At 54.6% G+C, this 22844-nt stretch carries 23 protein-coding genes; 14 read left to right on the top strand and 9 right to left on the bottom strand.

All coding sequences use genetic code 11. The annotated features are described in order from the left end of the window. Positions 1–509 precede the first annotated feature (509 nt). Positions 510–1070, bottom strand: a complete 561-nt coding sequence (locus tag ACFDR9_RS13930) for a hypothetical protein (RefSeq protein ID WP_409031366.1) — start codon at positions 1068–1070, stop codon at positions 510–512. A gap of 427 nt (positions 1071–1497) precedes the next feature. On the opposite strand from ACFDR9_RS13930, the gene ACFDR9_RS13925 reads away from it, so the two are divergent. The 8 genes from ACFDR9_RS13925 to ACFDR9_RS13890 all read left to right on the top strand — a co-directional run bounded on the left by ACFDR9_RS13925 (position 1498) and on the right by ACFDR9_RS13890 (position 9290). Beyond that, positions 1498–1746 (top strand): hypothetical protein, encoded by a 249-nt coding sequence (locus ACFDR9_RS13925; RefSeq protein ID WP_409031365.1) that lies wholly within the window; start codon positions 1498–1500, stop codon positions 1744–1746. A 211-nt stretch (positions 1747–1957) separates the two neighbouring features. After that, positions 1958–3409, top strand: a complete 1452-nt coding sequence (locus ACFDR9_RS13920) for a replication initiation factor domain-containing protein (RefSeq protein ID WP_409031364.1) — start codon at positions 1958–1960, stop codon at positions 3407–3409. 70 nt (positions 3410–3479) lie between these two features. Further along, a complete protein-coding gene (locus tag ACFDR9_RS13915) occupies positions 3480–3803 on the top strand; it encodes a hypothetical protein (protein WP_409031363.1) in 324 nt (107 codons plus the stop codon). A 524-nt stretch (positions 3804–4327) separates the two neighbouring features. Then, positions 4328–4540, top strand: coding sequence for a hypothetical protein (locus ACFDR9_RS13910; RefSeq protein ID WP_409031362.1), 213 nt, complete (start codon positions 4328–4330; stop codon positions 4538–4540). A gap of 447 nt (positions 4541–4987) precedes the next feature. Next, positions 4988–6430, top strand: a complete 1443-nt coding sequence (locus ACFDR9_RS13905; RefSeq protein WP_409031361.1) for a hypothetical protein — start codon at positions 4988–4990, stop codon at positions 6428–6430. A gap of 10 nt (positions 6431–6440) precedes the next feature. Then, entirely contained in the window at positions 6441–6728 is a 288-nt protein-coding gene (locus ACFDR9_RS13900) for a DUF2523 family protein (RefSeq protein ID WP_409031360.1), read from the top strand. A gap of 172 nt (positions 6729–6900) precedes the next feature. Continuing rightward, positions 6901–8046: a zonular occludens toxin domain-containing protein gene (locus ACFDR9_RS13895; protein ID WP_409031359.1), complete on the top strand. Its 1146-nt coding sequence runs from the start codon at positions 6901–6903 to the stop codon at positions 8044–8046. Further along, positions 8043–9290 (top strand): type II secretion system protein GspD, encoded by a 1248-nt coding sequence (locus ACFDR9_RS13890; RefSeq protein WP_409031358.1) that lies wholly within the window; start codon positions 8043–8045, stop codon positions 9288–9290. Before ACFDR9_RS13895 ends, ACFDR9_RS13890 begins: the two co-directional genes overlap by 4 nt. A 774-nt stretch (positions 9291–10064) precedes the next feature. On the opposite strand, the gene ACFDR9_RS13885 is transcribed toward ACFDR9_RS13890, so the two are convergent. Beyond that, a complete protein-coding gene (locus tag ACFDR9_RS13885) occupies positions 10065–11045 on the bottom strand; it encodes a site-specific integrase (protein ID WP_409031357.1) in 981 nt (326 codons plus the stop codon). Positions 11046–11314: 269 nt separating this feature from the next. On the opposite strand from ACFDR9_RS13885, the gene ACFDR9_RS13880 reads away from it, so the two are divergent. From ACFDR9_RS13880 to ACFDR9_RS13870, 3 genes are all read left to right on the top strand, one after another. Then, positions 11315–12619, top strand: a complete 1305-nt coding sequence (locus ACFDR9_RS13880; protein ID WP_409031356.1) for a tyrosine-type recombinase/integrase — start codon at positions 11315–11317, stop codon at positions 12617–12619. A gap of 47 nt (positions 12620–12666) precedes the next feature. After that, a complete protein-coding gene (locus ACFDR9_RS13875; RefSeq protein WP_409031355.1) occupies positions 12667–12936 on the top strand; it encodes a helix-turn-helix transcriptional regulator in 270 nt (89 codons plus the stop codon). A 174-nt stretch (positions 12937–13110) separates the two neighbouring features. After that, a complete protein-coding gene (locus tag ACFDR9_RS13870) occupies positions 13111–13389 on the top strand; it encodes a hypothetical protein (protein ID WP_409031354.1) in 279 nt (92 codons plus the stop codon). Between the two features lie 28 nt (positions 13390–13417). Here ACFDR9_RS13870 and ACFDR9_RS13865 read toward each other — a convergent pair whose 3' ends face one another. Beyond that, complete coding sequence (locus ACFDR9_RS13865; protein ID WP_409031353.1) at positions 13418–14719, bottom strand: hypothetical protein; 1302 nt, start codon at positions 14717–14719, stop codon at positions 13418–13420. 300 nt (positions 14720–15019) lie between these two features. On the opposite strand from ACFDR9_RS13865, the gene ACFDR9_RS13860 reads away from it, so the two are divergent. Both ACFDR9_RS13860 and ACFDR9_RS13855 read left to right on the top strand, forming a co-directional pair. Further along, positions 15020–15643, top strand: coding sequence for a helix-turn-helix domain-containing protein (locus tag ACFDR9_RS13860; RefSeq protein ID WP_409031352.1), 624 nt, complete (start codon positions 15020–15022; stop codon positions 15641–15643). Continuing rightward, positions 15640–16524, top strand: a complete 885-nt coding sequence (locus ACFDR9_RS13855; protein WP_409031351.1) for a hypothetical protein — start codon at positions 15640–15642, stop codon at positions 16522–16524. Before ACFDR9_RS13860 ends, ACFDR9_RS13855 begins: the two co-directional genes overlap by 4 nt. Positions 16525–16840: 316 nt before the next feature. Here the strand turns inward: ACFDR9_RS13855 and ACFDR9_RS13850 are convergent, their stop codons facing one another. The 6 genes from ACFDR9_RS13850 to ACFDR9_RS13825 form a co-directional block, all read right to left on the bottom strand. Further along, on the bottom strand, positions 16841–17350 hold the full coding sequence (locus tag ACFDR9_RS13850; RefSeq protein WP_409031350.1) for a hypothetical protein: 510 nt from the start codon (positions 17348–17350) through the stop codon (positions 16841–16843). Between the two features lie 376 nt (positions 17351–17726). Further along, a complete protein-coding gene (locus ACFDR9_RS13845) occupies positions 17727–18005 on the bottom strand; it encodes a hypothetical protein (RefSeq protein ID WP_409031349.1) in 279 nt (92 codons plus the stop codon). Between the two features lie 345 nt (positions 18006–18350). Next, the gene (locus ACFDR9_RS13840; RefSeq protein ID WP_409031348.1) at positions 18351–18656 is read right to left on the bottom strand and encodes a hypothetical protein; all 306 of its coding nucleotides are present in this window, start codon (positions 18654–18656) and stop codon (positions 18351–18353) included. A 147-nt stretch (positions 18657–18803) separates the two neighbouring features. Then, entirely contained in the window at positions 18804–19367 is a 564-nt protein-coding gene (locus ACFDR9_RS13835; RefSeq protein ID WP_409031347.1) for a hypothetical protein, read from the bottom strand. A 917-nt stretch (positions 19368–20284) separates the two neighbouring features. Further along, positions 20285–21733, bottom strand: coding sequence for a VapE domain-containing protein (locus tag ACFDR9_RS13830; RefSeq protein WP_409031346.1), 1449 nt, complete (start codon positions 21731–21733; stop codon positions 20285–20287). 15 nt (positions 21734–21748) lie between these two features. Further along, on the bottom strand, positions 21749–22036 hold the full coding sequence (locus tag ACFDR9_RS13825) for a hypothetical protein (protein ID WP_409031345.1): 288 nt from the start codon (positions 22034–22036) through the stop codon (positions 21749–21751). Between the two features lie 363 nt (positions 22037–22399). On the opposite strand from ACFDR9_RS13825, the gene ACFDR9_RS13820 reads away from it, so the two are divergent. Then, complete coding sequence (locus tag ACFDR9_RS13820) at positions 22400–22537, top strand: hypothetical protein (RefSeq protein ID WP_409031344.1); 138 nt, start codon at positions 22400–22402, stop codon at positions 22535–22537. Positions 22538–22844: the final 307 nt, after the last annotated feature.

Genomic DNA, 22844 nt, shown 5'->3' with positions numbered 1-22844 from the left:
ACAGTAAAGTTGGAGTATGGTCAGTTGACCGCGTCACTGCCTGATGGTCGAACGCTTAGGAACATCGACCCGGTGGTGCTGGCCGATATGCTGCATGGTGAGGGAGTGACTGCCACTCAGGTGCACATGCCCGACTGGCGGGAGGAAAGCGCTCCTTTTACCGGGCATAAAATAGCTTTGCTCGCGCGCTTGCGTGCTCACGCAATCTAAATCTTGCGATCATCATTCGGCTGTCAGTTGATAGCCGGTAGCACGTAGCCGGGTATGTGGTAGCGGATAGCGGATCGCTGATTAGCGGATAGCCATAGTGGATAGCTGCTAGCAACTAGCAGTTAGAAGCTAACGATAGTTGCTTTCGGATAGTCGATAGTCATGGCGTGTTAATTTCTCCACTTCACTTCGTCTCTCGGCGGGCCGATGACGTTCGCGCCTGTTCGATCGCTCTCTGCTTGGCGTCCCATGCATGCATGCCGAGTTGTTCTTGCATCGATAGTGAGTGATGCCGACAGTTATGGCTGTCGGTGCTGTTTCTCGTATTCATTAACTAACTTCTCAACTTCATCATTGCTAAGACCCGGTTGGCTCCTTGCGTCTCTAATTGCATCCTCGTCCGAACTGGCTTCGAGCTCATTGATGGCCTTTTCCTGTGCCGCCCTCAGAGTGTTCAGTTGATTCACTTCTCTTACGAGAGATTTCTTCCTCAGAAGAAAATGTTCGTCCTCTCCGGAGATTTTGCTTTGTTTGCAGCGTTCGAGTTCAATCTTTTTTTGAAACAGTTCCCATCCACTGGTTCGCTCCCTCACTGGAATTCCTGCCTCTCGCCACGTTAGGTACTCGGGTGATGAATGCCCGTGTGCGAAGTCGTCTATTCCCGTCACTAGCCAGAACGCGTATTGTGGCCATGCTTTTCCCGCGCTCTCGACCATGTCGGCGGACGCCCTCCCGCCTCTACTCCACCAAGTTTGCCAAGTCTTTGCATTGATTTGCGTCGCCTCCTCTAGTGCCACGAATCGTCGCGACGCTGGCGTCATGTTTTCAACTATTAGTTTTAAGCGTTGCGACAAATTCATAAAGTCCTCTTGACAATTGATTGGTTTGCGTCGATTATGCTTCATATGAAGTGCAACTCTCATATTTTGTGATCGTTGCGGCTCAAGTGCATTGCTAAACTTGATAAGTTGGGATTATGGGCGAATTTGGTAAAACTGACTATGGTTTCGATACGACGCCAGAACTCTTGGCTGTAGAGCATCTTGCTGCCCTGATCCATAAATCACCCTCCAGCATAAGAAGTGACGCATCCCGGAACCCTGCCGCTCTTCCTCCAATCTGTCGTCTGCCGGGGAACAAGCGTCTTCTGTTCAGGTTGGTTGACGTCCGCGCCTGGTTAGCTGAACACGTCGATCATCATTCGCTTCCTGTCTCTCAAGCTATTGCTTCTGTTGCACCACGGGGGCGCGGACGCCCACGGAAGGCAGCTCCATGAGGACCTGGACTATGGCGCAGGCTAAAGGCGATCTCGCACGCGGGTTGCTGACTGGGGTCGCCATCCACGTGCATTCTGTGGTGGGACACTTCCATTACGGCGTGCATCTCCAGTCTTGCCTCTCTACTGATCAGACCGGGCCCCTTGTCGATGCGCGCACGTCCCGTGCGCGGGAGTTCAAGACCATGGACGCCGCTCATTCGGCTGTTCGGGAAGTCGGCTTCAACATTCCCCTTTTTCTTTCTGGTGCCCTCCTATGAAAATATCACGTCCTAAGACTTTGGCCGAGCGACTTGAATGGATGGCGAAGAATCTGCCGGGCTTTTCAGACGAGCTCGATCGCGTCGCAAAAATACAGCGTCACTCACTGGCCAAGGCGTCGGTTGGTGCTCTGCATCACTCCCAGCCTCATCTGACTGGTGACGTTGACGTCTCTGGCATCTGCTCAACCCACAACACCCCAAACTCAAAATGATCGAAGCTCAGAAAAAAGCAGATGCTTATCGCACCGCTTCCGGTGGATCTTCGCTTGCACGCAATGTGAAGGGCCAGATCTACGCCTTCGGCCTCTCTCCTTCCACCTGCGCAGAACGCACCGCCAGCGCGCCAGCGCTGCCGGAGCGGATCGGCGCGGTGGACGGTCAGGGTAGGTTTATACCGAGATTTCCGCTTAAAACGGCGCACGCTGATGACCACCTTAATAATATGTGGGAAAACTTAGAGAGCGCCAAGTCAACTACTCCCGGATGGTCTAGCGTAGTTGATGAGGACTTCGGTCATGTGAAATTGGTCATTACCGATACTGGTGAGTCTGTTACGCACCTTGTGAGGAAACCAGTCGATAACCAGGTGGCCTTCATTGACTGGTGCAACTTCCATGTGAGCGAAGAGACATTTTTTAAAACAGCCAAACGACCTCTGGTAACCGATGATGAGATCGTATGCGAGGCTAGTCGCTATTTGGAAGAGGAAATTTTTGGATTCGGCGTCACGTCCAAAAGGTCGGTCGGCTTGAATTTTTACCGCGAATCTTGGGTTCTTGGCGACGGGTTTGGGTTCGTTTGTTTTGGAGGGCAGCGGGCCACATTGATGGTCGTTCTCAACGGGCAAGGGTGCCAAAGTGCACTTCCCGGCTGGGAAAAGCGACTGCACAAATTTCTTACTACAATCGCCGTCCGGCCAGTTTTGACACGGGTCGACTTAGCTCACGATGACTTTGACGGCGCATACCTGTCGGTTGACTGGGCCGACCAAAAGTGGTCAGAGGGCGGCTTCAGCCTCAGAGAAAAGGGCGGTCGGCCACCTGATATTCGCCATCTTGGGAATTGGAAAAAGCCCTCTGGTCGCGGGCGTACTCTCACTATTGGAACTCGTGCGTCCAGTAAATATTGTCGGTTTTACGAAAAGGGCAAGATGTTGGGGGACAAGTTCAGTCTTTGGTGCCGATGCGAGGTGGAGAGAAAAAGTGCGAACTCCATCATTGACTTCGACATCCTCCTCAATCCGTCGAAGGATTTCGTCGGTTCATACCCGTGCATTTCAGAATTTGCCAAGGTAGATACCCCCCGCAGAGTGGAGGTCAAGGCTAAATCGGCTCAAATTTCTTTCGACACTTCCGTGGCCATCACACGTAGGCAATTTGGAAAATATATCCGCGTGTTTAGGAGCTTGTTCGATACGTCCGAGCAGCTGCTCGACGCGATATCCCACCCGGATGAGGGCGTGTGGCCGAAGCGACTTCGCCCATTTTTGGTTGATGCCACCAGCGGGCCTGCCCCCATTCATAGGGCGCCTAAACCTGAAACTTATGATTTCGTGCCGGCTGCAGAAGCAGTGTTGGATACGTCGTCGTTGCATATGCTCGCCGATCGAATTGAAGAGCGTAGGGCTCGCCGTCGGGCAGCTCAGGATCAATATTTTTAACTCACCGACCCGTGCACGGCCTCCTCGGGGAATTCGGTTTTGTAGGCTATTGAAAAAAAAGGAATCAAAAATGAAATTTACCTCGACCATCAAAGTGACCGGGATGAAGTTCAGCAAGGGCACCATGGACAACGGTCAAGCGTTTGACTCCACGAAAGTGTTCGTTGAGACAGATTTGGACGCGTCCAAGGACACCGCGTTTGGAACCGCCAGCGCCGAGTATGGTCTCGGCAAAGCAGAGGAGTACCAAAAATACAAACACCTCGCTGGGGCAGGTCCATTCATGGCCGTCGCTGAGATGGAGATTGTCACCAACGGCAAAACGCAGAAGACAGTCATTCATTCCCTGCGTCCTGTGGACCAAAAAGTCAGTGCCAAAAATGTTGCGGGGTAATCACTTCACGAAATTTCTGGTGCAAGACGCAGAGTCGGCACTGTTTCTGATGCCCTGTAATGGCGATGTCGGGTTCACCGCTTGGGCCCACGAAGCTGGGCGATTTGACGGCTTCGCGGAAGCATCTGATACGGCGGCACTCAATTGCCACGAGGGCTTTTACGTGACTGAAGTGGTTAGCTAATCTTGGGGGGAGGTCTTGGCTTATGGCTGTTGGAATAGAAATGCCTGTAGTCGTCTGCGCTGCTGCTTCAGTTCAGCAGTCTCCGTGCCCTTCAGGTATGGCTCCAGCGGTGGTTCAAGCTTACCTGCTCGATCCATCCCAAGCAGCAAGCGTCGAGGCACAGAATCAACCGTTTGACTACTCAGTAGCAGCGCAAATCTGGGGTATGGCGTTCACGTTTGTGGTCGGGCTGTACTTGGTCAGTAAGTCGGTTGGCGTAATTTTGAATCGTATCAAATCGTAGTTCTTTTTTTGCAGCACCGACACGGCGGTTCCCGTGATTTTTTAGATGGAGCATCAAATGAACAAAAATATTCAGCGCGGTTTGGCTTTGGTTGGCGCGATCGCGGTAAGTGGCTCGGCGCTCGCCGCAGGGCCTGATATGAGTGGCCTGACCGGCGCTGTCGATTTTGGTACGGTCACCACCGCCATCATGGCCATTGCGGGTCTTTTGGCCGTTGTTTATGTGGCAGTGAAGGGGGCTCGCATTGGTTTGGCGATGCTCAAGGGCTAACGCATAAAGTTAGTTTTTGTTCTTTGCACGAGGGGCTTCAGCTCCTCGCGCATTGAATAAATTCAGCAAGGAATTTGATATGCCTGCTAGAGACTGGAAGAAAAAGAAGGGGCTTAGTGTATGACGAATTCGGAGTTTTGGTATCTCGCCGTTTTTTTCTGGGCCTTGCTATCAGCTTGGGCGGTCATTGAGGGGTTGAAAGGGTAATCATGGTTGAAATATCTATGCACGCCTGTTTGCTGATCATGGCAGGCACTGGCTATGTAATGAGTGTGTCTTATTTTGCTTTAGGGTTAGTGTTTGATGGAGATGGAGACCGCTGGTGGCTTCCGTTTGTGTTACCAATATTTTGGCTGTACCGTCAGCGACAAATCCTCGCGTGCTGGTTAATAGTCGCGGCGTTGGTAGTTACCTGTTCGTTTTTTGTCGTGCGCTAAAGGGTTGATCATGACTCGGTTTCTAGTGTTTCTTCTCGCTTTTTCTCTGTGCCTTCGAGCGGACGCCCAAGCGCTGCCCGCTTTTTCTGGATTGGTGAATAAGGCGATCGGTTCGACCGTTCAAAAGACTGCGGTTCGACGTGGGTTTGCTGTGAACGACCCCCGAATGCTGACGACCTTCACCGGAATGGCCGGGACCGTCGCGATCGTTGCTGCAGATGTCGCTATCGCTGCAGCCACCGCAGCGACTGCTCCTGTCTGGATGACCGTCGCCGCTGCTGTCGGGGCTGTGGCAATTGTTGGCGGGATCTCTTTCGGCGTGTATAAGGTGTTCTTTGATGAGCCTGATTCCTCAGCAAAATTTGTCGTGAAGGGGCCAGCTGTGTCCTATTCAGGTCCAGTCGGCGAGCAGCCATCGGGTCCGTACACGCACGTGGAGCCAGGTTCACTCGTATTCGATCAGGCCCAGCATGTGGTCAACTCTACCAATCCTAGAATTCCGAACGGAGCTCTAAATTTCGGCGGCATCACGGTGTTTGGGGATGACCCGAATGTGATGATGCAGACCGCCGCTAGTGCGTGGGTGGCTATCGGGGGAGGGATGGGAGCGACGTTTCAAGGCTGTGATCCTGAGACACCTATCGACGCGTATGGAGTTTCCACGGTGACCTGCCACGCTCTCCGCATCGGGAGTGGCGGCAATGTTCAACCCCAGAGCGAGTGGCCTCACGTTGAAAACACTTTCCAGATGTACTCAAATCCCGTGCTTGCGCCAGCGACTTTTAAGGGCACTGTGGGCGAGATCGTGCCAAGTCTTTCATCCGCAGAGCTAGCTAAACCAGCGAGTACTTCGGCAGTATCAGCTTTGGCCAACGCACTTTGGCAGGCTGCTGCCGCAAAGCCCGGTTATGCGGGTATCCCTTACAGTGTCACTGATCCTGTGACGGATGCTGACGCGGAGGCGGCTAAGGTCGCTGATCCTGCGGCGTGGCCTCGGAATGCTGATCTTGTCTCGCCCGTTGCGCCAGCCGCTGGACAACCAGTTGTTATCAACCCGTTGAGCGTCACTGACCCTTCCCCAACACCGACCGATCCTTCGTCCGTTCCTGGGGGCGCCTCCAATGTCAATGTTGTGAACACCCCGACGGTTAATGTGGCAAATCAGGTGAAGGTTGACTGGGGTGCCGACCCCCGCGTGATGTCGCCTTCTCTTGAGGCTACTCCCAGCGCGCTATCAATTCTGTCTCCACTTTTCGACTTGATGCCAACACTGAGAAATTTCGTCGTCCCTAATCACTCTTCGGTTTGCCCGAAACCGAATCTCAGCCTGTTTAACCAGACACTCACTATGGATTCCCACTGCACCGTTCTGGATGGTATCAAACCAACGTTGTTCGCGGTCATGGCCTTCGTCTGGCTCTTGGCTGGAACGCTGATCGTGTTGAGGGCTTAGGGAGCATCATATGTGGGTACTCTTATTGGCTGCCGTCAACACGGCCATCGGCTTCATACTTCGATCAGTCGTCGTTAAGTTCGGCGTATTTTTTGCCCTTTTTTTTATCGTTACCGAATTCGTCGCTTTGCTGGTTCCCATGCTTCCAACTGCGGCGGGATTGTCTGGCTCGCTTGCGGGAATTCCAGGTGGCGTTTGGTACTTCTTGGATTTGTTCAATGTGACAGCTGGCATCCCGATCATCTTGTCTGCTTTTGTAACCCGATTCGTGATTCGTCGAATCCCCGTGATTGGATAGCTAGTGAACCCATATTCCCAATTTTGGTCCACCGAGGTGTTCGACTGGGTCGTCATTAGTCCGCACACCATCGGCGTGGTCTCACTTGTGCTTGGCTTCGCCGTGGTATTCGTGATCTTGTGGGAAGTTACATCTCTTTTTTTGCGACGCAGTTCTAAAGGAGGGCGCAAGCGTGCCAATTAACGTCTATACGGGGCTGATGCGATCCGGAAAAAGTTACGAGGTGGTTTCTGAAGTTGTCGTCCCCGCGGTGCGATCTGGCCGACGCGTAGTGACGAATATTGACGGTATATCCGAGGAAAAAATTCATCAGTACCTCGTCGAAAAACATCCGAATGACGATGCCGCCTTGTATGGTTCGATTGTCCACGTGGATAACAGTCAGGTGTTTAGCCCCGATTTTTTTCCTCACTACGACGATCTCAAGGGCGCACATACCGACACGTTGGTCCAGCCCGGCGATCTAGTCTGCGTCGATGAAGCATGGCGATTTTGGGGCGCCACTGACTGCAAACTGCATAAAAACCACAAATCTTTTTTTCTTGAGCACGGGCATTTCACAAGCGCGACAACGAATGTCGCGTGCGACTTGGTGCTCATGATACAAGACATGAGCAACTTGCATCGGTTTGTGAAGGCCGTGGTAGCGTTCAATTTCCGTACGCATAAAAAAGTTGCGTTGGGGATGGGCAATACATACAGTCTTACCATGTGGGAGGGCTACAAGCAGTCCCGAACAGCCCAGGTTGGCAACTGGATTCGTAAGTATCAGAAAGACGTATTCCCGCTCTATTCGAGCTTCAAGGGAGGGGCCCAAGGCGTGATGGTTAACGCCGACAAGAGGATGAATATTTTCACGGATAAGAAATTGTGGCTTTACGCCGCGATGTTGATCATCGGTGGTGTTTTGGCCTTCTACAACGTCCTCAAGTTCTTCAACCCCCCGTCTACCAAGGCCAACAAGCCTGACGTCGTCGCTAAGGAGGTGTCAAGAACTGCTGGCTACTTTAGCCCCCACCCGATTGCTCCTTTAGCTGTAGCGCCCGTGTTTAGTGAGATGTGGAAGCTCACTGGAACGATCTATTCGCAGGGAAAGGCGTGGGTCGTTCTGACCAACCCGTCGGGAACAATACGCCTTGAGTCGCCATCGATGTTTATCAACAGTGGGATGTTGCAATCGGGTGATATCGATGGAGCAAAAGTTACCTCATGGAGTGGTTTCCCGGCCCCAAAGTCATCTAGCTCCTTTGGGGCAGCGTTGTCGACATCTCAGGTTAACGGTCTTGGCCATGGCCCTACTGTGGGTAATATAAAATGAAAAGCTATTTTTTAGCGCTGCTGATGCTTTTGATTTCCTCGTCGTCGGACGCCGCGACCGTAATCTCCGATGATAAGACAAGCTTCGACTTTCGGGGCCTGAACGTGGCGCAGGCGGTCCAGCTCATCTACTCGGAATCGATGAAAGACGCATACGTGATCGATCCAGACGTCCTTATAGATCAGCGCAACGTATCTTTCCGGTACGACAGCGCGAAAGGCGAACTGCGGCCGTTTATCAAGGCTTTTTTTGATTCCTTGGGGCTGGAGGTGACGCGGAGGAATGGGGTAGATTTTGTCGCAAAAAAACAGCCTAAAGAGGTTGCCCCTGACGAAAAGGAGATTTTCGTGTACCGCCCAAAGCATCGAAGCGGTTCGTACCTTGTGGATCTGTTGTCGCCTTTAATGAAGGGGCAATTTTCGGCGCGTCGGGCCGTCCGCGCTGTTGAGGGCGACAAAACGCCGCAAACAGCTAGCCCTCCCGGATCGGCAGCTGCTTCGATTGACCGCGACAGTGACACGATGGCATTTCAGGGCTCCGCTACAGAAATTAAAGTGCTTGCTAAGCTGCTTTCTCAGGTAGATGTGGTGGCGGGCGGTGTTGTCGTGCGGGGCGTGCTTTACGAAGTCCAAACAACGAGCAGTGACGGGTCGGCATTCAGTCTCGCGCTCAACCTTTTGGGTGGGAAGCTAGGTGTGTCGTTCGGTCCAGCCAAGGCGCTCAGCAATTCGTTTAGTTTTTCGAATACGACTTTTGACGCAGTGTTGTCATCGTTGTCTACCGACAGCCGTTTTATCGTCAAGTCAACTCCAACACTTCGGGTCCAATCTGGTGAGGTCGGGCGCTTTACGGTCGGGCAGGACGTGCCTGTGCTGGGCTCGGTTTCGTATTCCGGAGCTTCCGGCGCTGCGGTTCGTTCTGTTGACTACAGATCGAGTGGCGTCATTTTCGATCTGTATCCAACCGTCCATGCTGAATCGGTGGAGCTCAAGGTCATGCAGCAGGTGTCAAACTTCGTCCAGACCGATACGGGCGTCAACGATTCTCCTACCTTGATTAAGCGGGAGCTGAAAACGACGCTTTCAATGACCGATGGCGAGCTCGTAGTTATCGGCGGCCTCGCGGAAGACAAGGAAACCAACTCGCGTAACGGCTTGTCGTTTATTCCTTCGTTTTTTCATACTAAGTCAAAGGACAAGGTCAAGACGGAAATCTTGTTAATTCTTCAGCTGACCAAGGTCTAGCCCCGAAGTCGGAACGACTGCACAGGTTTTTGCGAGAGCCCCCCCCTGACGAAGACACAATGTGTCGAGGTTTCTGTTCCTATGATGAATATAACGGGAACATTTTGAAGTGAATATAACGAGAACTCGGTTAATTTATGTAGAGGTTGTATGCCAATTTGGAACGTTACTGATGTGGATGAGCAGCCCGAGCTTACTTTGTCGCAATGGTCGGTGCACGAGGTGCTGAACGGCGACCGCCACTTTGTAGGGTGGGCACAAGAATGCGGTGAGGGCCGCGTTAGTTCGAAAATCGTGAGTTTTGATTTTCGAAGGCTGGTTGGGCTGACGCAGTCGGGGCGAGTGTACAGGTTGAGCGGCTATCCCGGCGCCGACCGCGACGCCGCATATGTATGGCGCAAATGGGCAATCATAAATGGGGCGAACGATTTTACGGACGTTTCGCCAGACGTGTGGGCCCAGCATGAAATTGCAGTGCATAGCAATACTGAGTTTGCGCTTCCTCCGTTGCGTCGTAGGTCCCGGTTATGAACACTCGTGTGATAGTGACGCTAGAAAATGGCCAGCTAGTGGCCGCGTTGCCCGACGGACGCAATTTGGTCCACGGGTGGACCCGGTAGCCCTTGCGGATATGCTGGTTGACGAAGGCGTACTGATGGATCAGATCCGGATGACGGACCGGCGCGCGGAGAACGTTCCTCTGACCGACTGTTGGACTCATCGGAGTCCTTGTGGCCGGGCGTGAATAGGTCCACCAGCCACTCCCAGAACTGATCATTTCAGTTTTTTGGCCAAGTCTTCGGCCCGGAGGTGGGTATAGCGCTTCAACATATCGAGCGTTTTATGTCCTGTGATCGCCGCAACTTCCATGACGTTTAGACCTTTTTCGAAAAAGCGACTCGTAGCCTCATGGCGTAGATCATGGAAGCGCACGCCGGCAACGTTGGCTCGATGCGGTTCGCAGGCTCGCTCGAATGCCTGACTCATTGATTCGGGGCGGAGCTGGAACACAGGGCCGTCTTTCTTGATTCCAAATGCCTTCAGTGCTCTAAGGGCGGATTTAGATAGTGGCACAGTTCGAGGCACGTCCGTCTTTGTCTTGGGAAGGTGGGCGGTTTGCTTCTTCAGATCGATTTCATCCCATGCTAAGGACGCAAGCTCGTTTCTGCGCATACCTGTTTCCACCGCGATCTTTATGATGGTGCGCAACTCCGGTGACTCTGTGGCATTGAGAATTGCCTCAATTTCAGTCTCGGCGACGCGGCGATCGCGGCCCCGGGGTTTTATCGGCTTCCTGACCTGAGCAGTTGGTAACCCGCCAGGAAGTGCAATGCCCCAGTCCATCGACGCAGTTTTTAGCACTCGGTTCAGCAAATTAAGTTCGTGAATAACAGATTGCGGTCCAACCACCTTCAAGCGGCGGTCGCGGAACTGTGCCACCTGCAATGAAGTTAGGCTCGCCATGCGATAGTCACCGAACGCGTCGGTCAAAGTCTTGATGCGTGATTTGTCTGATTGCTCGCTGCGTTTCGTTGGCAGCACTTCAGTTTCGAAGCGATCCAGCAAATCCTTGATGAGGGTTGCTTCGGCCTCGTTCCGCGACAGGAAAACGCCACGCACCATCTCCGACTCGATTACTGTCGCCCACTCTTTGGCTGCAACAGGTGAAGTGAAGGTCTTGGTTTGGGTCGGGTAGCCACGCTTCCGGATTTGCACGTGGTACTGCTTGTCGCCTTTTTTGCGTATAGTTGGCATGGGAGTCTGCTGCGGGTTGACGGAAAGCAGCAGTGTGCCAAATTTGTGCCAACAAATGGGAATTATCTACGCGCGCCTAGCTATTGCTGAGGCTATTTTGGGCCTCCGAAGCCAAGGGTCGCTGGTTCGATTCCAGCCAGCCGCACCAGTAATCACGGGCTTTCTCGAGATTTCCGGATTCTTTTGGGGAGAAATTTTCTCTTCTTTTGGGGAGAAAAGGGCTAAAACGCGATTGCATTACGTAACTCCATCACCTAAAGGAGTTACACATGAAATCCAAGCTTGGCGCCGTTCAAAAAAACATCTACGTAGAAGAGCGCAATGGCGCTTTTCGATTCATCGTTCAAGTCTCGCCATTCCCAAAGACCGCTGCAACCTTCGATGCCTGCGACTATGACGCCGGGCTTACCTGGGCGGAAAAAGAGTGCATTGCACTTAGGGAGCAAAAGCGGACGGGCATCAAGAGCAATGTCGCCGTTGTTGCGGCGGTGACTCCTGCTCCCTCAACCATCGCTGCCGACATTAAGCCCGACCAAATTCTGGTCCGGGAAGTACTCAAGTATTACAGGGAAAACGAGCTTTCTGGCCTTTCTGGCGCGAAGTCCGCGGGCTCCCGTCTGACCAAACTGGATGGCTGGTTCGGTGTCCTGACCATTGGGGAGCTCAGGAAACACTTCATTAACGATTGGACAACAAAGCGGCTCGCAGGGTTTTTCGGCTCGGGACGCGGCCCCCGTGGCGAGAAGTGGACGAAACCCGGGAGCAAAATTGAACTGGAGCCGTTAACAAAGCACCAACGTCTTGCCATGAAGCGCCGAGGCGAAAAGCTGCCTGTCAGAGAAGTGTTTCCGGTCGAGCCTCAGTCCGTCCGGCATGAGCTTGTTTTGCTTCGAACTGCACTGAAGACGTATTTCAAAGACAACGAAGACATCAGTGGTCACTTGGGCTGGCTGATGTCGCAACATGTCATGACCATGGACCTGCCGGACAAGTCTGAACCCCGTACCGTTCGAATGAGCGACAGCGAAATTGCGGCTATTCATGCACAGCTCGATTCGTTAGAGCTGCGCACTTTCTTCCTGCTGGCAGTGCTGACAACGTTGCGGCGCGCGGAACTCTGCTCCCTCCGCTGGGAAGATGTGAATTTCGAAGGCCAGGTCGTGACTCTCCAACGACCAGGGTACATTCCTAAGGAAAAAAAAGGCGAAGCGAAGAGGACCAAGACGACGAAGCGCGAAGTCCCACTTTTGCCAGCTGCTGTGGAGTTGTTGCGTAAGCTCGTTCCAAAGAAGTCCGGCCACATTTTCGCCATGACACCAAGCGGCATCTCGCAGGCATTGCGCAGTGCTACTGACCGTGCGGGCCTGCACCATGTGAGGCTCCACGACGGGCGCCGTGAAGGCATCAGCAGGCTCATTGAAACTTGCGACCTGACGCTGGAAACAATCAAAGTTTTTTCTGGCCATGCTGACATTGCTACGCTTCAGCGGCACTATGCCCAGCCAGATGCCAAGATTGTCTCCAAGCGGGTTTCGGCGCATCCGGAAATCGGACAGATTTTGCCGGCGCTCTGATGGATAAACATTGGGTCCTAGACGTAGAGTTAAACGACTAGGACCCAATGATGCAATACCTGACCAAAAATCAAATAGCCAAGCTCTTACACGTATCGGTTCGGACGATTACCTCGTATATGACGAAGGGCTTGCTACCCAAACCAAAGCGATTGGGTCGACGGCTCCTGTGGGATGAAGTCGAGCTTCAACACTTGATGGCGGGGTCCCCGAAGCCAGCGGAGTCGCGACAGGCCCTCTTTCAGCCGGCAGAGCCGCAGCCCGCTATGTCGCCTAAAAAGGGGCGCCCCCGTAAAGTTGCAGTCTTGAACGGATGACTGGCGGCCACTTTTGATTTTTGCAGTAGGAGCCGATAGTTCCGGTGTTGACCGGCCTGGCTGCAGTTAGGCAGTCGCGAACCCGCAGGCTGCCTGACAGACTTCACCAACCCGCCCGCGCCTGAGCGCCTCGAGCGGTGTCTCGCCGAGATTAGTCCACTTACTCACAAAAAAATGATACTTCGAGGCGGCTGGAAGGTCCCGGAGCTCCTGCGCTACCGATTCGAGGGCAGGCCGGTCGATGCCGGCATCCGCATAGAACGCTGGGTAGTAGGGCTGTCCGTCCGCACCGTCGAAGGAGAACAACCGATTGTCCTCAACGGCATCATCAAGCTCAACCTGAGTGATTCCGAGGGCCTCCCGCAGCTCACCTGCCGACAAAAGTTCTTTGTTTTAAATCCGAAGCGCCATCGTCTGAGCGGCACGTATTACGCCCCTCGCATATCCGTGTGAACGCATCGCCCACGCCGCATTCGACCCGTCAAGCCGTCCGAGCTATCGGTTCAGCTATGCGGAATTCGCCAATATGGCCGTCCTCAACCTCGAAGACGAGGTAAGTCGGCTCGTCATGCGTCAACAGAGACGCGTGCGACACGCTTACTTCGGCCTTTGCCTGCAAGGTGACGTTGCGTAGGCCCATCGCCAGTGCCTGCGCTGCTTCACGTATATTAGTTCTGCGGATATTCAGAGTTTCCTCCTTGTTCCATAAGGACGTAACCTGTCCGCAATCGCGCTCAGCACTCAGGTGGATGGTTTGAAGGCGGCCTTCGATTTCATCGGCGCTACGCAGTAAGCCTTCCATCCTCGCCTGTTTGAGCGCCGGCTCACCTGGGTAGAGGGATAACACGTGCCACGCTAGTGCGCGTGTCTTCAGCGTCAGACGCATGTCCATGGAAAGGTCCATGAGCTTCTCGTACTTGGCCACCGCTTCCTTTTCCAAGTCTCCAGTGCCCGCCATTTCCTTGTGTTCGATGGACTGCGTGCAACGGCGCTCAAGCTCATGTTGAAGATGGTGCTGAATCTGTAACAGTTCGCGGTCGCAGCTCTCAAGCTCGCTTCTAATCGCAGGTGACAGTTCGCCCTTGGCAATCGCCGAAGCAGCCAGCTCGAGATACTCGTAGGTTCCTGTGACCTTGGCCCGGCGTCCTTCGTCGAGAAAGTGACCGACGTCCTGGATACACTTGCGGATGACGTCCAGTTTTGCAGAGATGTCAGCCAAATGTTTTTGTGCTACGACTACGGACGCGATTTGCCAAACTGCTGCGGCATTAACCATATTCTGCAGGTTGGTTGTGTCGAAGAGCTTGGCGTGCTCCGAGATTTTGTTATCGGCACTGACCGTCCAGGCCCGCAGACCCACGCCATCCTTCGCCCGAACAAGCTCGCCACTGATGACCACCTCCATAAGCTGCTTGCCGCGATGCCCCTCTTCGACCAGCATTGATGGAACTGCCTGGAGTCCAGCACTCAGCCGCGCCCCCAAGCTGGATTCTGCGGGCAGCGCTTTTGCTGCTCGAAAACGCTCTCCATCCGATAGCGGGGCGATGCGGATACCGGGCCGTTGGGTGTTCTCACCCAACACGATGGCATATGGCAGCGATGGCTTAGTCTCGATGGGGTTGACGACGGAAGCGTGAACGACAAGACCAATTGGACTGTTTTTCAGGGGCTGCGTGTATGGTGCATGGGCCGCCTTATCCGACTTGCGTCGCTGGAGAATCATCATGCCGCCGATGGCAATAACCAAAGCGACTCCTAGCCAAACAATGTATTGCACGCTCATGACACTTCCTCAAATTAGCTTCTGCCCAAGGAGGCTTAACGACTATTCAGTCGCCTGCTTCAGCCGCTTGTTTGCGGGCGACAGGTAGACTGTGCCACGCAAGAGTGCCCCAATGCAATGGATTACAGATTTGTTGTCTAGCTGCGTAGACAAATGCGGCGCTGTTCACATCTTTGCGCTCGCGGGATAGCACATTACCGAACTGCATTGCAATCAAAACGTGTTCATCGTCGCAGACAAGTTTGATTGCACGGTAGCAAGCCACATCCTAAAATGCCATCCATCAATAGGGAGAACTGAGTGATTACCGAAACCCAAGAGGCCCCATTATTTAGCGACGTCTCCAGATGTTTTGTGGAAGCCGTTCGCCGGAGCATGAGAGTGGCAAGCGAAGGCGAAGATGGTACGCCTGACGCGCTGTCGCAGACTGAACTCGCCGAGCGTGCCAACATGGGAAGGACGACGTTAAATAAATACCTTGGAAGCAATTCAGAAGGCACGAACCCCGACCTGAAAATTATCTGCCAACTCGCAGAGGCAGTGGGAGTTCCTCCTGCTATCTTGTTGATGCGTCCGCAGGACTGGGCCAGCATTGGGAGCGGGATGCTGACCTTTTTCCAAGCGATGTCGGACCCAAAATTCAAGGAGCTCGCGACCGAGCTCCAGTCGCTTGATTCGACGACCTCGCCGCGCATTGCGGAAGCGGCGCTGCGCGTTGGGAAACTTTTAAAGACTGTTGAGGATTCGCATGACCCCCGGGTCTCACAAGAACTCCGCGATTTTCGTCGCGCATCGAAAGTGTCCATCGCAACGACGGCCGCAGCAATTCCATTTCGGCTGGATGGCGTCGCTACGTCGCACTTACCTGCGCTTCTGACTATCTGCAGCATCCTTGGAACCACTACCGCAAAGGCAAACCAATGAGTGAAGAATTCATCAAAGACCCCGGCAACCTCTCGCTGCTGCTGGCCCATGCAGATGTTACCGACTTGGATATCCTCGTCGACTACATTACCGACAATGGTGAGGGGCGGATTTCGTTGAACAACGATGTCTGCGCTAGGCTTGTAAAATCTAAGGAGCGCAAGGTTTACACAGGCGAAGACCGCGCACGCATTGGGCGAGAGATTTGCGCCTTCGGGGGCAACACGCTGACGAACGTTTACCGTGATGTACGCAGCAGTCTCCCCTTTGACTCGCTGTTGAACAAGGTTCTTCCTGACGTTGATATAGCGATTCGCTACGATGAGGTGGTTAAGGATGTGGCATCTCATCTCAAGGTTCCCTTCGACAAGAACGACGACGTGATAATTGTCGAAGACGGCATCCTTCGCAAGATTCTGCGAGAATCGTTCGAGAAGATGTCACCGAGTGAGCGAGCTACCGTGCTGAAGGAGCTGAATGTCACGGACCTAGGAATGTTGGGACCGGCGGCAAGCGCTGCGCTAATTGCGGCTGGGCGCGTCGGAGGATTCGCCACTTACAAACTTGCTCTGGTCGTCGCGAATGCAGTCTCCAAAGCGTTGCTTGGTCGAGGACTACCCTTGGTCGTGAACGCGGCGGCGGCAAGGACTATCGGCGTAGTGCTCGGTCCAATCGGTTTGGTTGTTACTGGTGTTTGGACGCTCGCTGATATGGCGAGCCCCGCCTACAGAGTTACAGTGCCGTGCGTGGTGCAAATCGCTTACATGCGTCAGAAAGCCATAGTCGAAGCGAGCAGCAAGGCATGCACTATGTGTGGCTCGCGGAATGAGCGTACTGCACGGTTCTGCAACGAATGTGGCGATGCCTTTAAAGGAGAATGAAATGTTCCCTGGTCCAATGGAATTTCTCAAGTCGCACGCCATTGCCTTCCTGGCAGGCGCCGTGACTGTCGCCGCGGCCCAAGTTTACGGCAGGTTCACCAGCAGACGCGCTCAGCGCTAGGAGCTGGCGTCTCTCAGTCGCAGCGTATTACGATGTTGTGCTTGAGGACCTTGGACAGGTAGTCGGGTCAGGCGGTTTCAGCCCCACCGGCCGATACTACCTTCCAAGGGGAAGAATCGAACTTGATACAACATCGTCGCCCGGCAGCTTCTGGCCGAACTCGGCCACCATGTTCAGGATATTGTCTAGCCTTATTTAGGTGTTCTCGAACCCAGCCGCCGCCTGCAACACCTCAGCAACACCTCCGCGCTTTAGTGCTTCCAACGGTGTCTGGCTGAGATTCGTACGCTTGCTCATGAAGAAGTGGTACTTCGAAGCCGCCGGCAAGTTACGCAGCTCTTGCGCAACCGTCCCAAAAGCAACCTTGTCCAAATTGGCATCCGCATAAAACGCTGGATAGTAGTTCTCACCGTCGGGACCTACGAAAGCGAACAGCCGATTGGTCGCAACCGCTTCATCAATCGCAGCCTGGGTGATACCGAGAGAACTGCACAACTCACCAGCAGACAATAATTCTTTGCTTTCAATCCGGCGTGCCATCGTTTCGGCCGCTCTCACTTCCCAGTCCGCCATTGCCGCATTCCCAGCGGCGATTGATGCTGGCGTGGACATCGGGCGCGGCTGCGGGTTGCTTGCGTCATCCAACAATCGCTGGAGTGTGCGGTCTTCTTCCTCAGCGCGCTTCAGTTCTTCGTCCGTCCACATTACCGCCTCCGTTACCGTTACTGTTACCGTTACTGAAGCATGGGGACGCTCCCCAATTTGACACACCTTTGTCTGCAAAAAACGCGTGCTTTCCGAGCGGGCACACTTTTGGGATTCATCGTCGCGCCGCTCGGTATTGGTACCAGTATATCTCGACCCTGCATCCAGGTGGCGCTGCTTGCTCCCGGCTGCCCCGTGTGCAGCGGTACATGAGTATGCTGCCGCACCCTACTGTTGGAAGCGAATTCGTGGAATTTAAAACGCGGTGGCTACTACGTGGATGGGCTTCAATTTTGCAGCTACTTTGCCCGCCCTCCAAAGCGCTCCTGTGGAAATTTCACTGATAGCTTGCGCCGCTTCGGCAGAGCTAATTTCCTCAAACCACGTCTATATGCAAATCCAGACGCAGATAAAGGCGATGTCCACGTTTCTGGAGTCCACAGCCGGCGGCGGCAGGACCGGCACAAGATACAAGTTTCGGGCTGAATGTCTGAGAGACGCGCAATTGTTCTTCGCTGCGATTAGCGAATTTTCCGGCTCCTACAGGAAAATTATCCCGCTCGACTTCGGTGATGTCGAGGGCGTTTTCGAACTGTCCTGCGACATCTCCCCGCGTGACCTTCTTTGGGCTGCGTCTCGCATTGTCGATGGGCATGTCGCGGCTCAAATTTGGAGCTCGAGGTCAACTACACAGGCGAGAGAGACTATGACCGTTATCTCGACGAAGATGACCCTGCCACGATGCCGAGCGCTCCGACCCGCAGTGCAATGCGCAGAGGTGCCAAAGCGTACGTAAGCAGCTACGGTTCCTTCTGGACGACGCAGAAGAATTTGCCTCATCTATATAATCCCAGCCCGTCTGCGAACAGCGATACGTCAAAACGCTCCGGGGTGGGCAAGGTACCGCTCCGGCTTGAACTGCTGCGGAGGGGGGGGCTGCTTGCCCTTTTTTGGAGCCAGAGCCGCTGTAGAAAAGAACTTTTTCGCGTGTCGTTGTGGGCTATTGCTCATCGGACGAGTCAGTCGGCGCCTCGACAAATTGGGTAGATAGGACGTCCAGCCAGTCGCGTTGCTGCTGCAGCGCCCTGATAGCGATTGCGTCTTCCGCCAGGCACGTCTCGAACAGGTCCCACGTGTCTGGATAGCGGTTACGGCGAACGGCGCAGTGCGATTTCACCCATTCAAGGTCGACCTCGCCGCCGAACGGCGCGACAAGCAGCAGCTCGGGGTCCAGGCAGTATTGATACGACATCCACAGCTCGGCATAGCTCGTCGGCATGCGGGGGAACTGCCACTTCAGCAGCATCTTCTGCACCGCCAAGTAGGCCGGGCCGTTGATGGCAACTGGCCCGTGCGGACTCGTGCTGCGGGAGATGTAGTCCCACGGAATGTCGATGTTGAAGGCAGATTTGTTCGCATTGAACGCGCTGAGGACGCGGTGATTGCGGGCGGCCTATTCGATACCTTTTGCCGTCAAAGGGCTGCCGTCTTCTTTGTTGCCGGGTGCGCGCGCGAACTTGCTATTGATGCGCAGCTCCAAGGGAACTAAGGCCGCGGCGTTTGGTAGCTTTTCACGCTCCCAGCCGTCGAGCGAGCCTTGGACCGCGCGTTTCGAATTGCGCGCGGAATGGAGAACGACGTGCAGTCGCTTAAGGAACCAATATTCGGCCCGTTGGCGCTTTGCCTTCATGCTATTGCCGGCTACTCGCTCCAAGTTGTTTAGTTCCGCCGGTGCCTCGCGACTGCCCGACAGGATGATGACTTCGCCGGCCAGGCTGGGGGCGCTCACTTCGACGGAGCCGACATTGGCGACAAAGGCGGCCAGGCCAAGCTGGTTGCCGTCGAGCGACTCGATTGTGTGCTCGCCAATAATAAGCCGGCCGCGAACGGCGTCTTCCAAGTAAAATTCGGTAGTAGGGGCGACACGAAGCTGCTCGAGCTCAAGCTTGGCGCGGATGGATTTTTTAGGTTCGGGCTGCTCGACTGCTTGTCGAGGCTTGAATGGGAGTACGGTCATAGCGGCTAATTATGCCTGACGGCTATGCGGCGGCTTAATCATGTCGCGGCGGTACGGAAAGTAGTGTTGCTTTGCGGCAGCAATATCAAAGGCGAACATTGGCAGGCCGCCGGCGTTTGCGTCTGGCGAGCGATGCGGGAGCCTCGCCACACGTGTCCCCGAGGTTGGCCTTCAGCGCCTGCCGGCGCTCGGTTCCGGCCGGCCAAGGAGAGCCTGCGGCTCTCTGGACTGACACCGATTTGAAGAGGTCCTAAATACTGCGGCCGATTTCGACGGGGAAAGGAGCGCTTAGCGCTCCCTTGGCCAGCCGTATATCTTCGGCAGTCCGAGATTGTTGGCGTACGTTCCAGGTAATCGACTATGGCCGCTACGACATTGGCATTGCCGTTGCAGTGCCAACACAGAAGCTCATCAAGGAACGGCTGCAGCGTCATCGACTGCCCTGCTGCGGATGAGTAGAGGCGAAAGGCCAGGCGCTTCGCCGGCCAGGCGGTGGAGTGTCGGGGTCGGATAAACATATCTCCTTGAGCTGATGTGTCTCACGTCTAGCGATTGCGCGCCGTCGGCGCGCGGCTTGCCAAGCAGTGCGGCTGCCCGGCTGCTGATGGTGAACATCTGCACCACTGGGCCCCCTTAACCCATTGATAATATTAGCGTTTCTTGGATATGGTGAACATGTGCACATCTTTTGAACGTCTTTTGAATTGGCCTTCTTCTTCTCTGTACCGTGTTGGTTATCACTACCCTTCGATAACTCTTCTGAAAGATGTGCACATGTTCACCATCTGGCTTTTTTCTATTTATAAACAACAACTTAGCATGGTGCGCAGCGCATAAGATGTTCACCTCTACTTCTGCACCACGGTGGCAGTCCGAAGAACCGCGCCGGCGGTGGCCGTGGCGATGCGTTTGGCAGTTTAGCCTTTGAGGACTGCGCCCCAGTTGGCAGCGCGGGCCGGGGTCAGCACCCAGTGCATACCGTGGCGGCCGTCACGCTTTGGCTCGCCGAACTTCTTGCGCAGGAGGCTGGCCATCTCGTTCGTGTTCTTCTTGTCCACCGGCAGGCCCAAGCCGCGCACCACTGCCGTAGCCGAAAGCCTGACCGTCGCACGCTTGGCAGGCACCTCATCCATGCCGACCAGGGTCAGCATCGGCTCAATGATGAACGCTTCCGTCAGCAGTTCGTCCAGCGGCTGCAGTGCCTCGTGTCCCTTGTTCATGCGGTTGAGCATGTCCTCTTCCACTTTGGTGAGGTGCCACTGTTCACCCGCGCGGTACAGCACGGCCAGCTCGGCCCAGAGCTGTTGCATGTCGATGTCGTGCTGGTAGTCCACCGAGAGCACTCCGAGCGTCAGCCACCGGCGATTGCCTGTGGTGTCCGTCAAGAAGTTCTTTTCGTTGACCGAGCCGAACATCACTGTCCGACGCTTGAAGCGGCTGTCCATGTGCGCGTATGGCAGGCGCACTTCATCGTCCGTGCGCGACAGGAAGGCCTTTAGCTTGGCGATGTCGGCCTTGCGGAAGATGCCGTCCAACTCACCCAGCTCGACCAGCCAATGCTTGATGGCTTGCAGTATGCTGTCCTTCTCGTCCGGGTTCAGCGAAACGCCATCCTTCACCGCGTTGTCGACGGCGGGGCAGAGGCGCTTGACCCAAGAGGTCTTGCCCAGGCCCTGCTCACCAGCCATCACCAGCACCAGCTCGAACTTGTCCGTGTCCTTCTCGGAGAAGAGGGCAGCCACGGCGCTGATGAGCCAGCGACGCACCATCGTATTGCGGAAGTCTTCGTGGCCGGTCTCTACGCCCATCGTGGCATACAGGTCATTCAGGCGACTCACACCATCCCAAGCCTTGCTGTCGACCCAGTCGCGCACCGGGTGGTAGACGCACTTGTCACCGATTGCCACCAGGTACTCGACCAGCTCGGTGACCGGCAGTCCAACCCGGCGGCAAAGGCTCTTGATTTCAGCGATAGCCGAGTTGCTGCCATTGTCTGCTTTGAAGGAAATGCCGGGTACACGGATGTCGATGCGCTTGGTCATGGCGTTGTAGCGGCAGGTGGCGCCATACAGCTGAAGTAGCTTTTGGACGTTCTCGATGGTCGATTTCACCCCGACGATTTCACCCTTGTCGTTTGTCTTCACGTGCGGGAACTCATAGGTGCCGACCGTCTCCACCAGAGAGTAGACCCGAGGGCTAGCACTCATCAGCGCAGCAACCGTCGCTTTCAACGTGGCGGGGGCGACCGACACCCCAACTACCCGAGCAGCAGCCTTTTCGAAATTGGCGCCAAGGCTCGGTGCCAGTGCCGCCCACTCGCCAAGTGAGTCGCCGGCTTTGATGGCGGTCTTCTGTTCGGTATTCATTTTTTCGCCCTCTTCTTATTGTTTTTGGCAGGCGGTTGGCTTGGCTTCCGCGATGTCGGCATAGGCCGCCATCACGGCGTAGAAGCCGCTGCTCGGTCCCCAGGTGTTGAGCTTTGCCTTATCAAGCGCAACGTCAGCAGTCATGCCACCGCCACGACGAGCGAATGCCACTGCCAGATTTTCCGGTCCGCATTTAAGCAGCACTCGGAATTGATGCGAGTGCTGGCGTACTTCGATGTCGCAGCCGGCCGCGACAATGCGGCGATAGGCGGAAATAGTGATTTGTGTGTCTTTGCTGTTCATTGTGTGGGTCCCATACGTGCCCGGACAAATTTGCGTCCGTGTTCCGTGTAGGAACCATCTCTCCAAAAAACAGCCACTTTCTAGGTCTATATTAAAAATATATAAAATATAAATATATGGCGACTCAACGCTGCTAGCTGAACATCCGTGAGTTCCTGGTGACATGGGAAACTACGACTCGTCTGTAGAGACTTTGCTGCAGCGGCCGTGGAAAGTCGAGAAGACTCAGAGCAGAGTCCAACGGCTGCGATAAAAATGCCTTGTTTCGCATTTTTACTACGTAGTGTTGAGATAAACCCTGGCGCTTTACTATTTGCCGAATAGCAGTGCTATCCTGGTACTAATCCATCACGGAGATACACCATGTTGACTTTCATCCTTGCCATCGCAATCGGCACCATCCTCGGCTCCATCGTTCCCACTGGTGTCTCAGGCGAAAAGTACAGCGCCCCCACCGAAGCTGATTTTGAAGAGCTGCTGCGCCGTCGCGGCTTGAAATGAAAAACGCCCCGTGAGGAGCGTTTGAATGGAGAATTAAGTTAGGCAAGCGCCCAAGAATATGCCTGAGTTTGCTGGGCGACATCTTTGCGTGCTGCGACGAAGGCTTTGCCATAAGCCGCCACAAAAAAGCAGAGGCCAATCACCATCGAGATGCTGCTTACTTCCAGTGCCGTCGGTGTAACGAATCCAATATTCTCGAACCCTTGACGGAAGGTGACTGTTCAGCCGCTATGCGGCAAGCGGGATAGGATTACCGTTGAAGGCCCGGAGCAGAACCTCAAGCATGCCATGGCCTTGCTTGCGTAGC

The organism is Janthinobacterium sp. CG_23.3, assembly GCF_046115965.1.
In the GTDB taxonomy this organism is placed as follows: domain Bacteria; phylum Pseudomonadota; class Gammaproteobacteria; order Burkholderiales; family Burkholderiaceae_D; genus Janthinobacterium.
The sequence above is the reverse complement of the archived record's forward strand: the minus strand, read 5'-3'. Positions and strand labels throughout refer to the sequence as shown.

Coding starts and splice junctions, on each gene's coding strand:
- ACFDR9_RS13840 (WP_409031348.1), bottom strand. CDS start 18,656: ATGCTGCTGAAGTGGCAGTTCCCCCGCATGCCGACGAGCTATGCCGAG.
- ACFDR9_RS13865 (WP_409031353.1), bottom strand. CDS start 14,719: ATGAGCGTGCAATACATTGTTTGGCTAGGAGTCGCTTTGGTTATTGCC.
- ACFDR9_RS13830 (WP_409031346.1), bottom strand. CDS start 21,733: ATGAATACCGAACAGAAGACCGCCATCAAAGCCGGCGACTCACTTGGC.
- ACFDR9_RS13930 (WP_409031366.1), bottom strand. CDS start 1,070: ATGAATTTGTCGCAACGCTTAAAACTAATAGTTGAAAACATGACGCCA.
- ACFDR9_RS13885 (WP_409031357.1), bottom strand. CDS start 11,045: ATGCCAACTATACGCAAAAAAGGCGACAAGCAGTACCACGTGCAAATC.
- ACFDR9_RS13820 (WP_409031344.1), top strand. CDS start 22,400: ATGTTGACTTTCATCCTTGCCATCGCAATCGGCACCATCCTCGGCTCC.
- ACFDR9_RS13925 (WP_409031365.1), top strand. CDS start 1,498: ATGGCGCAGGCTAAAGGCGATCTCGCACGCGGGTTGCTGACTGGGGTC.
- ACFDR9_RS13845 (WP_409031349.1), bottom strand. CDS start 18,005: ATGCCCATCGACAATGCGAGACGCAGCCCAAAGAAGGTCACGCGGGGA.
- ACFDR9_RS13850 (WP_409031350.1), bottom strand. CDS start 17,350: ATGTGGACGGACGAAGAACTGAAGCGCGCTGAGGAAGAAGACCGCACA.
- ACFDR9_RS13880 (WP_409031356.1), top strand. CDS start 11,315: ATGAAATCCAAGCTTGGCGCCGTTCAAAAAAACATCTACGTAGAAGAG.
- ACFDR9_RS13855 (WP_409031351.1), top strand. CDS start 15,640: ATGAGTGAAGAATTCATCAAAGACCCCGGCAACCTCTCGCTGCTGCTG.
- ACFDR9_RS13825 (WP_409031345.1), bottom strand. CDS start 22,036: ATGAACAGCAAAGACACACAAATCACTATTTCCGCCTATCGCCGCATT.
- ACFDR9_RS13900 (WP_409031360.1), top strand. CDS start 6,441: ATGTGGGTACTCTTATTGGCTGCCGTCAACACGGCCATCGGCTTCATA.
- ACFDR9_RS13870 (WP_409031354.1), top strand. CDS start 13,111: ATGATACTTCGAGGCGGCTGGAAGGTCCCGGAGCTCCTGCGCTACCGA.
- ACFDR9_RS13835 (WP_409031347.1), bottom strand. CDS start 19,367: ATGACCGTACTCCCATTCAAGCCTCGACAAGCAGTCGAGCAGCCCGAA.
- ACFDR9_RS13920 (WP_409031364.1), top strand. CDS start 1,958: ATGATCGAAGCTCAGAAAAAAGCAGATGCTTATCGCACCGCTTCCGGT.
- ACFDR9_RS13915 (WP_409031363.1), top strand. CDS start 3,480: ATGAAATTTACCTCGACCATCAAAGTGACCGGGATGAAGTTCAGCAAG.
- ACFDR9_RS13905 (WP_409031361.1), top strand. CDS start 4,988: ATGACTCGGTTTCTAGTGTTTCTTCTCGCTTTTTCTCTGTGCCTTCGA.
- ACFDR9_RS13875 (WP_409031355.1), top strand. CDS start 12,667: ATGATGCAATACCTGACCAAAAATCAAATAGCCAAGCTCTTACACGTA.
- ACFDR9_RS13910 (WP_409031362.1), top strand. CDS start 4,328: ATGAACAAAAATATTCAGCGCGGTTTGGCTTTGGTTGGCGCGATCGCG.
- ACFDR9_RS13890 (WP_409031358.1), top strand. CDS start 8,043: ATGAAAAGCTATTTTTTAGCGCTGCTGATGCTTTTGATTTCCTCGTCG.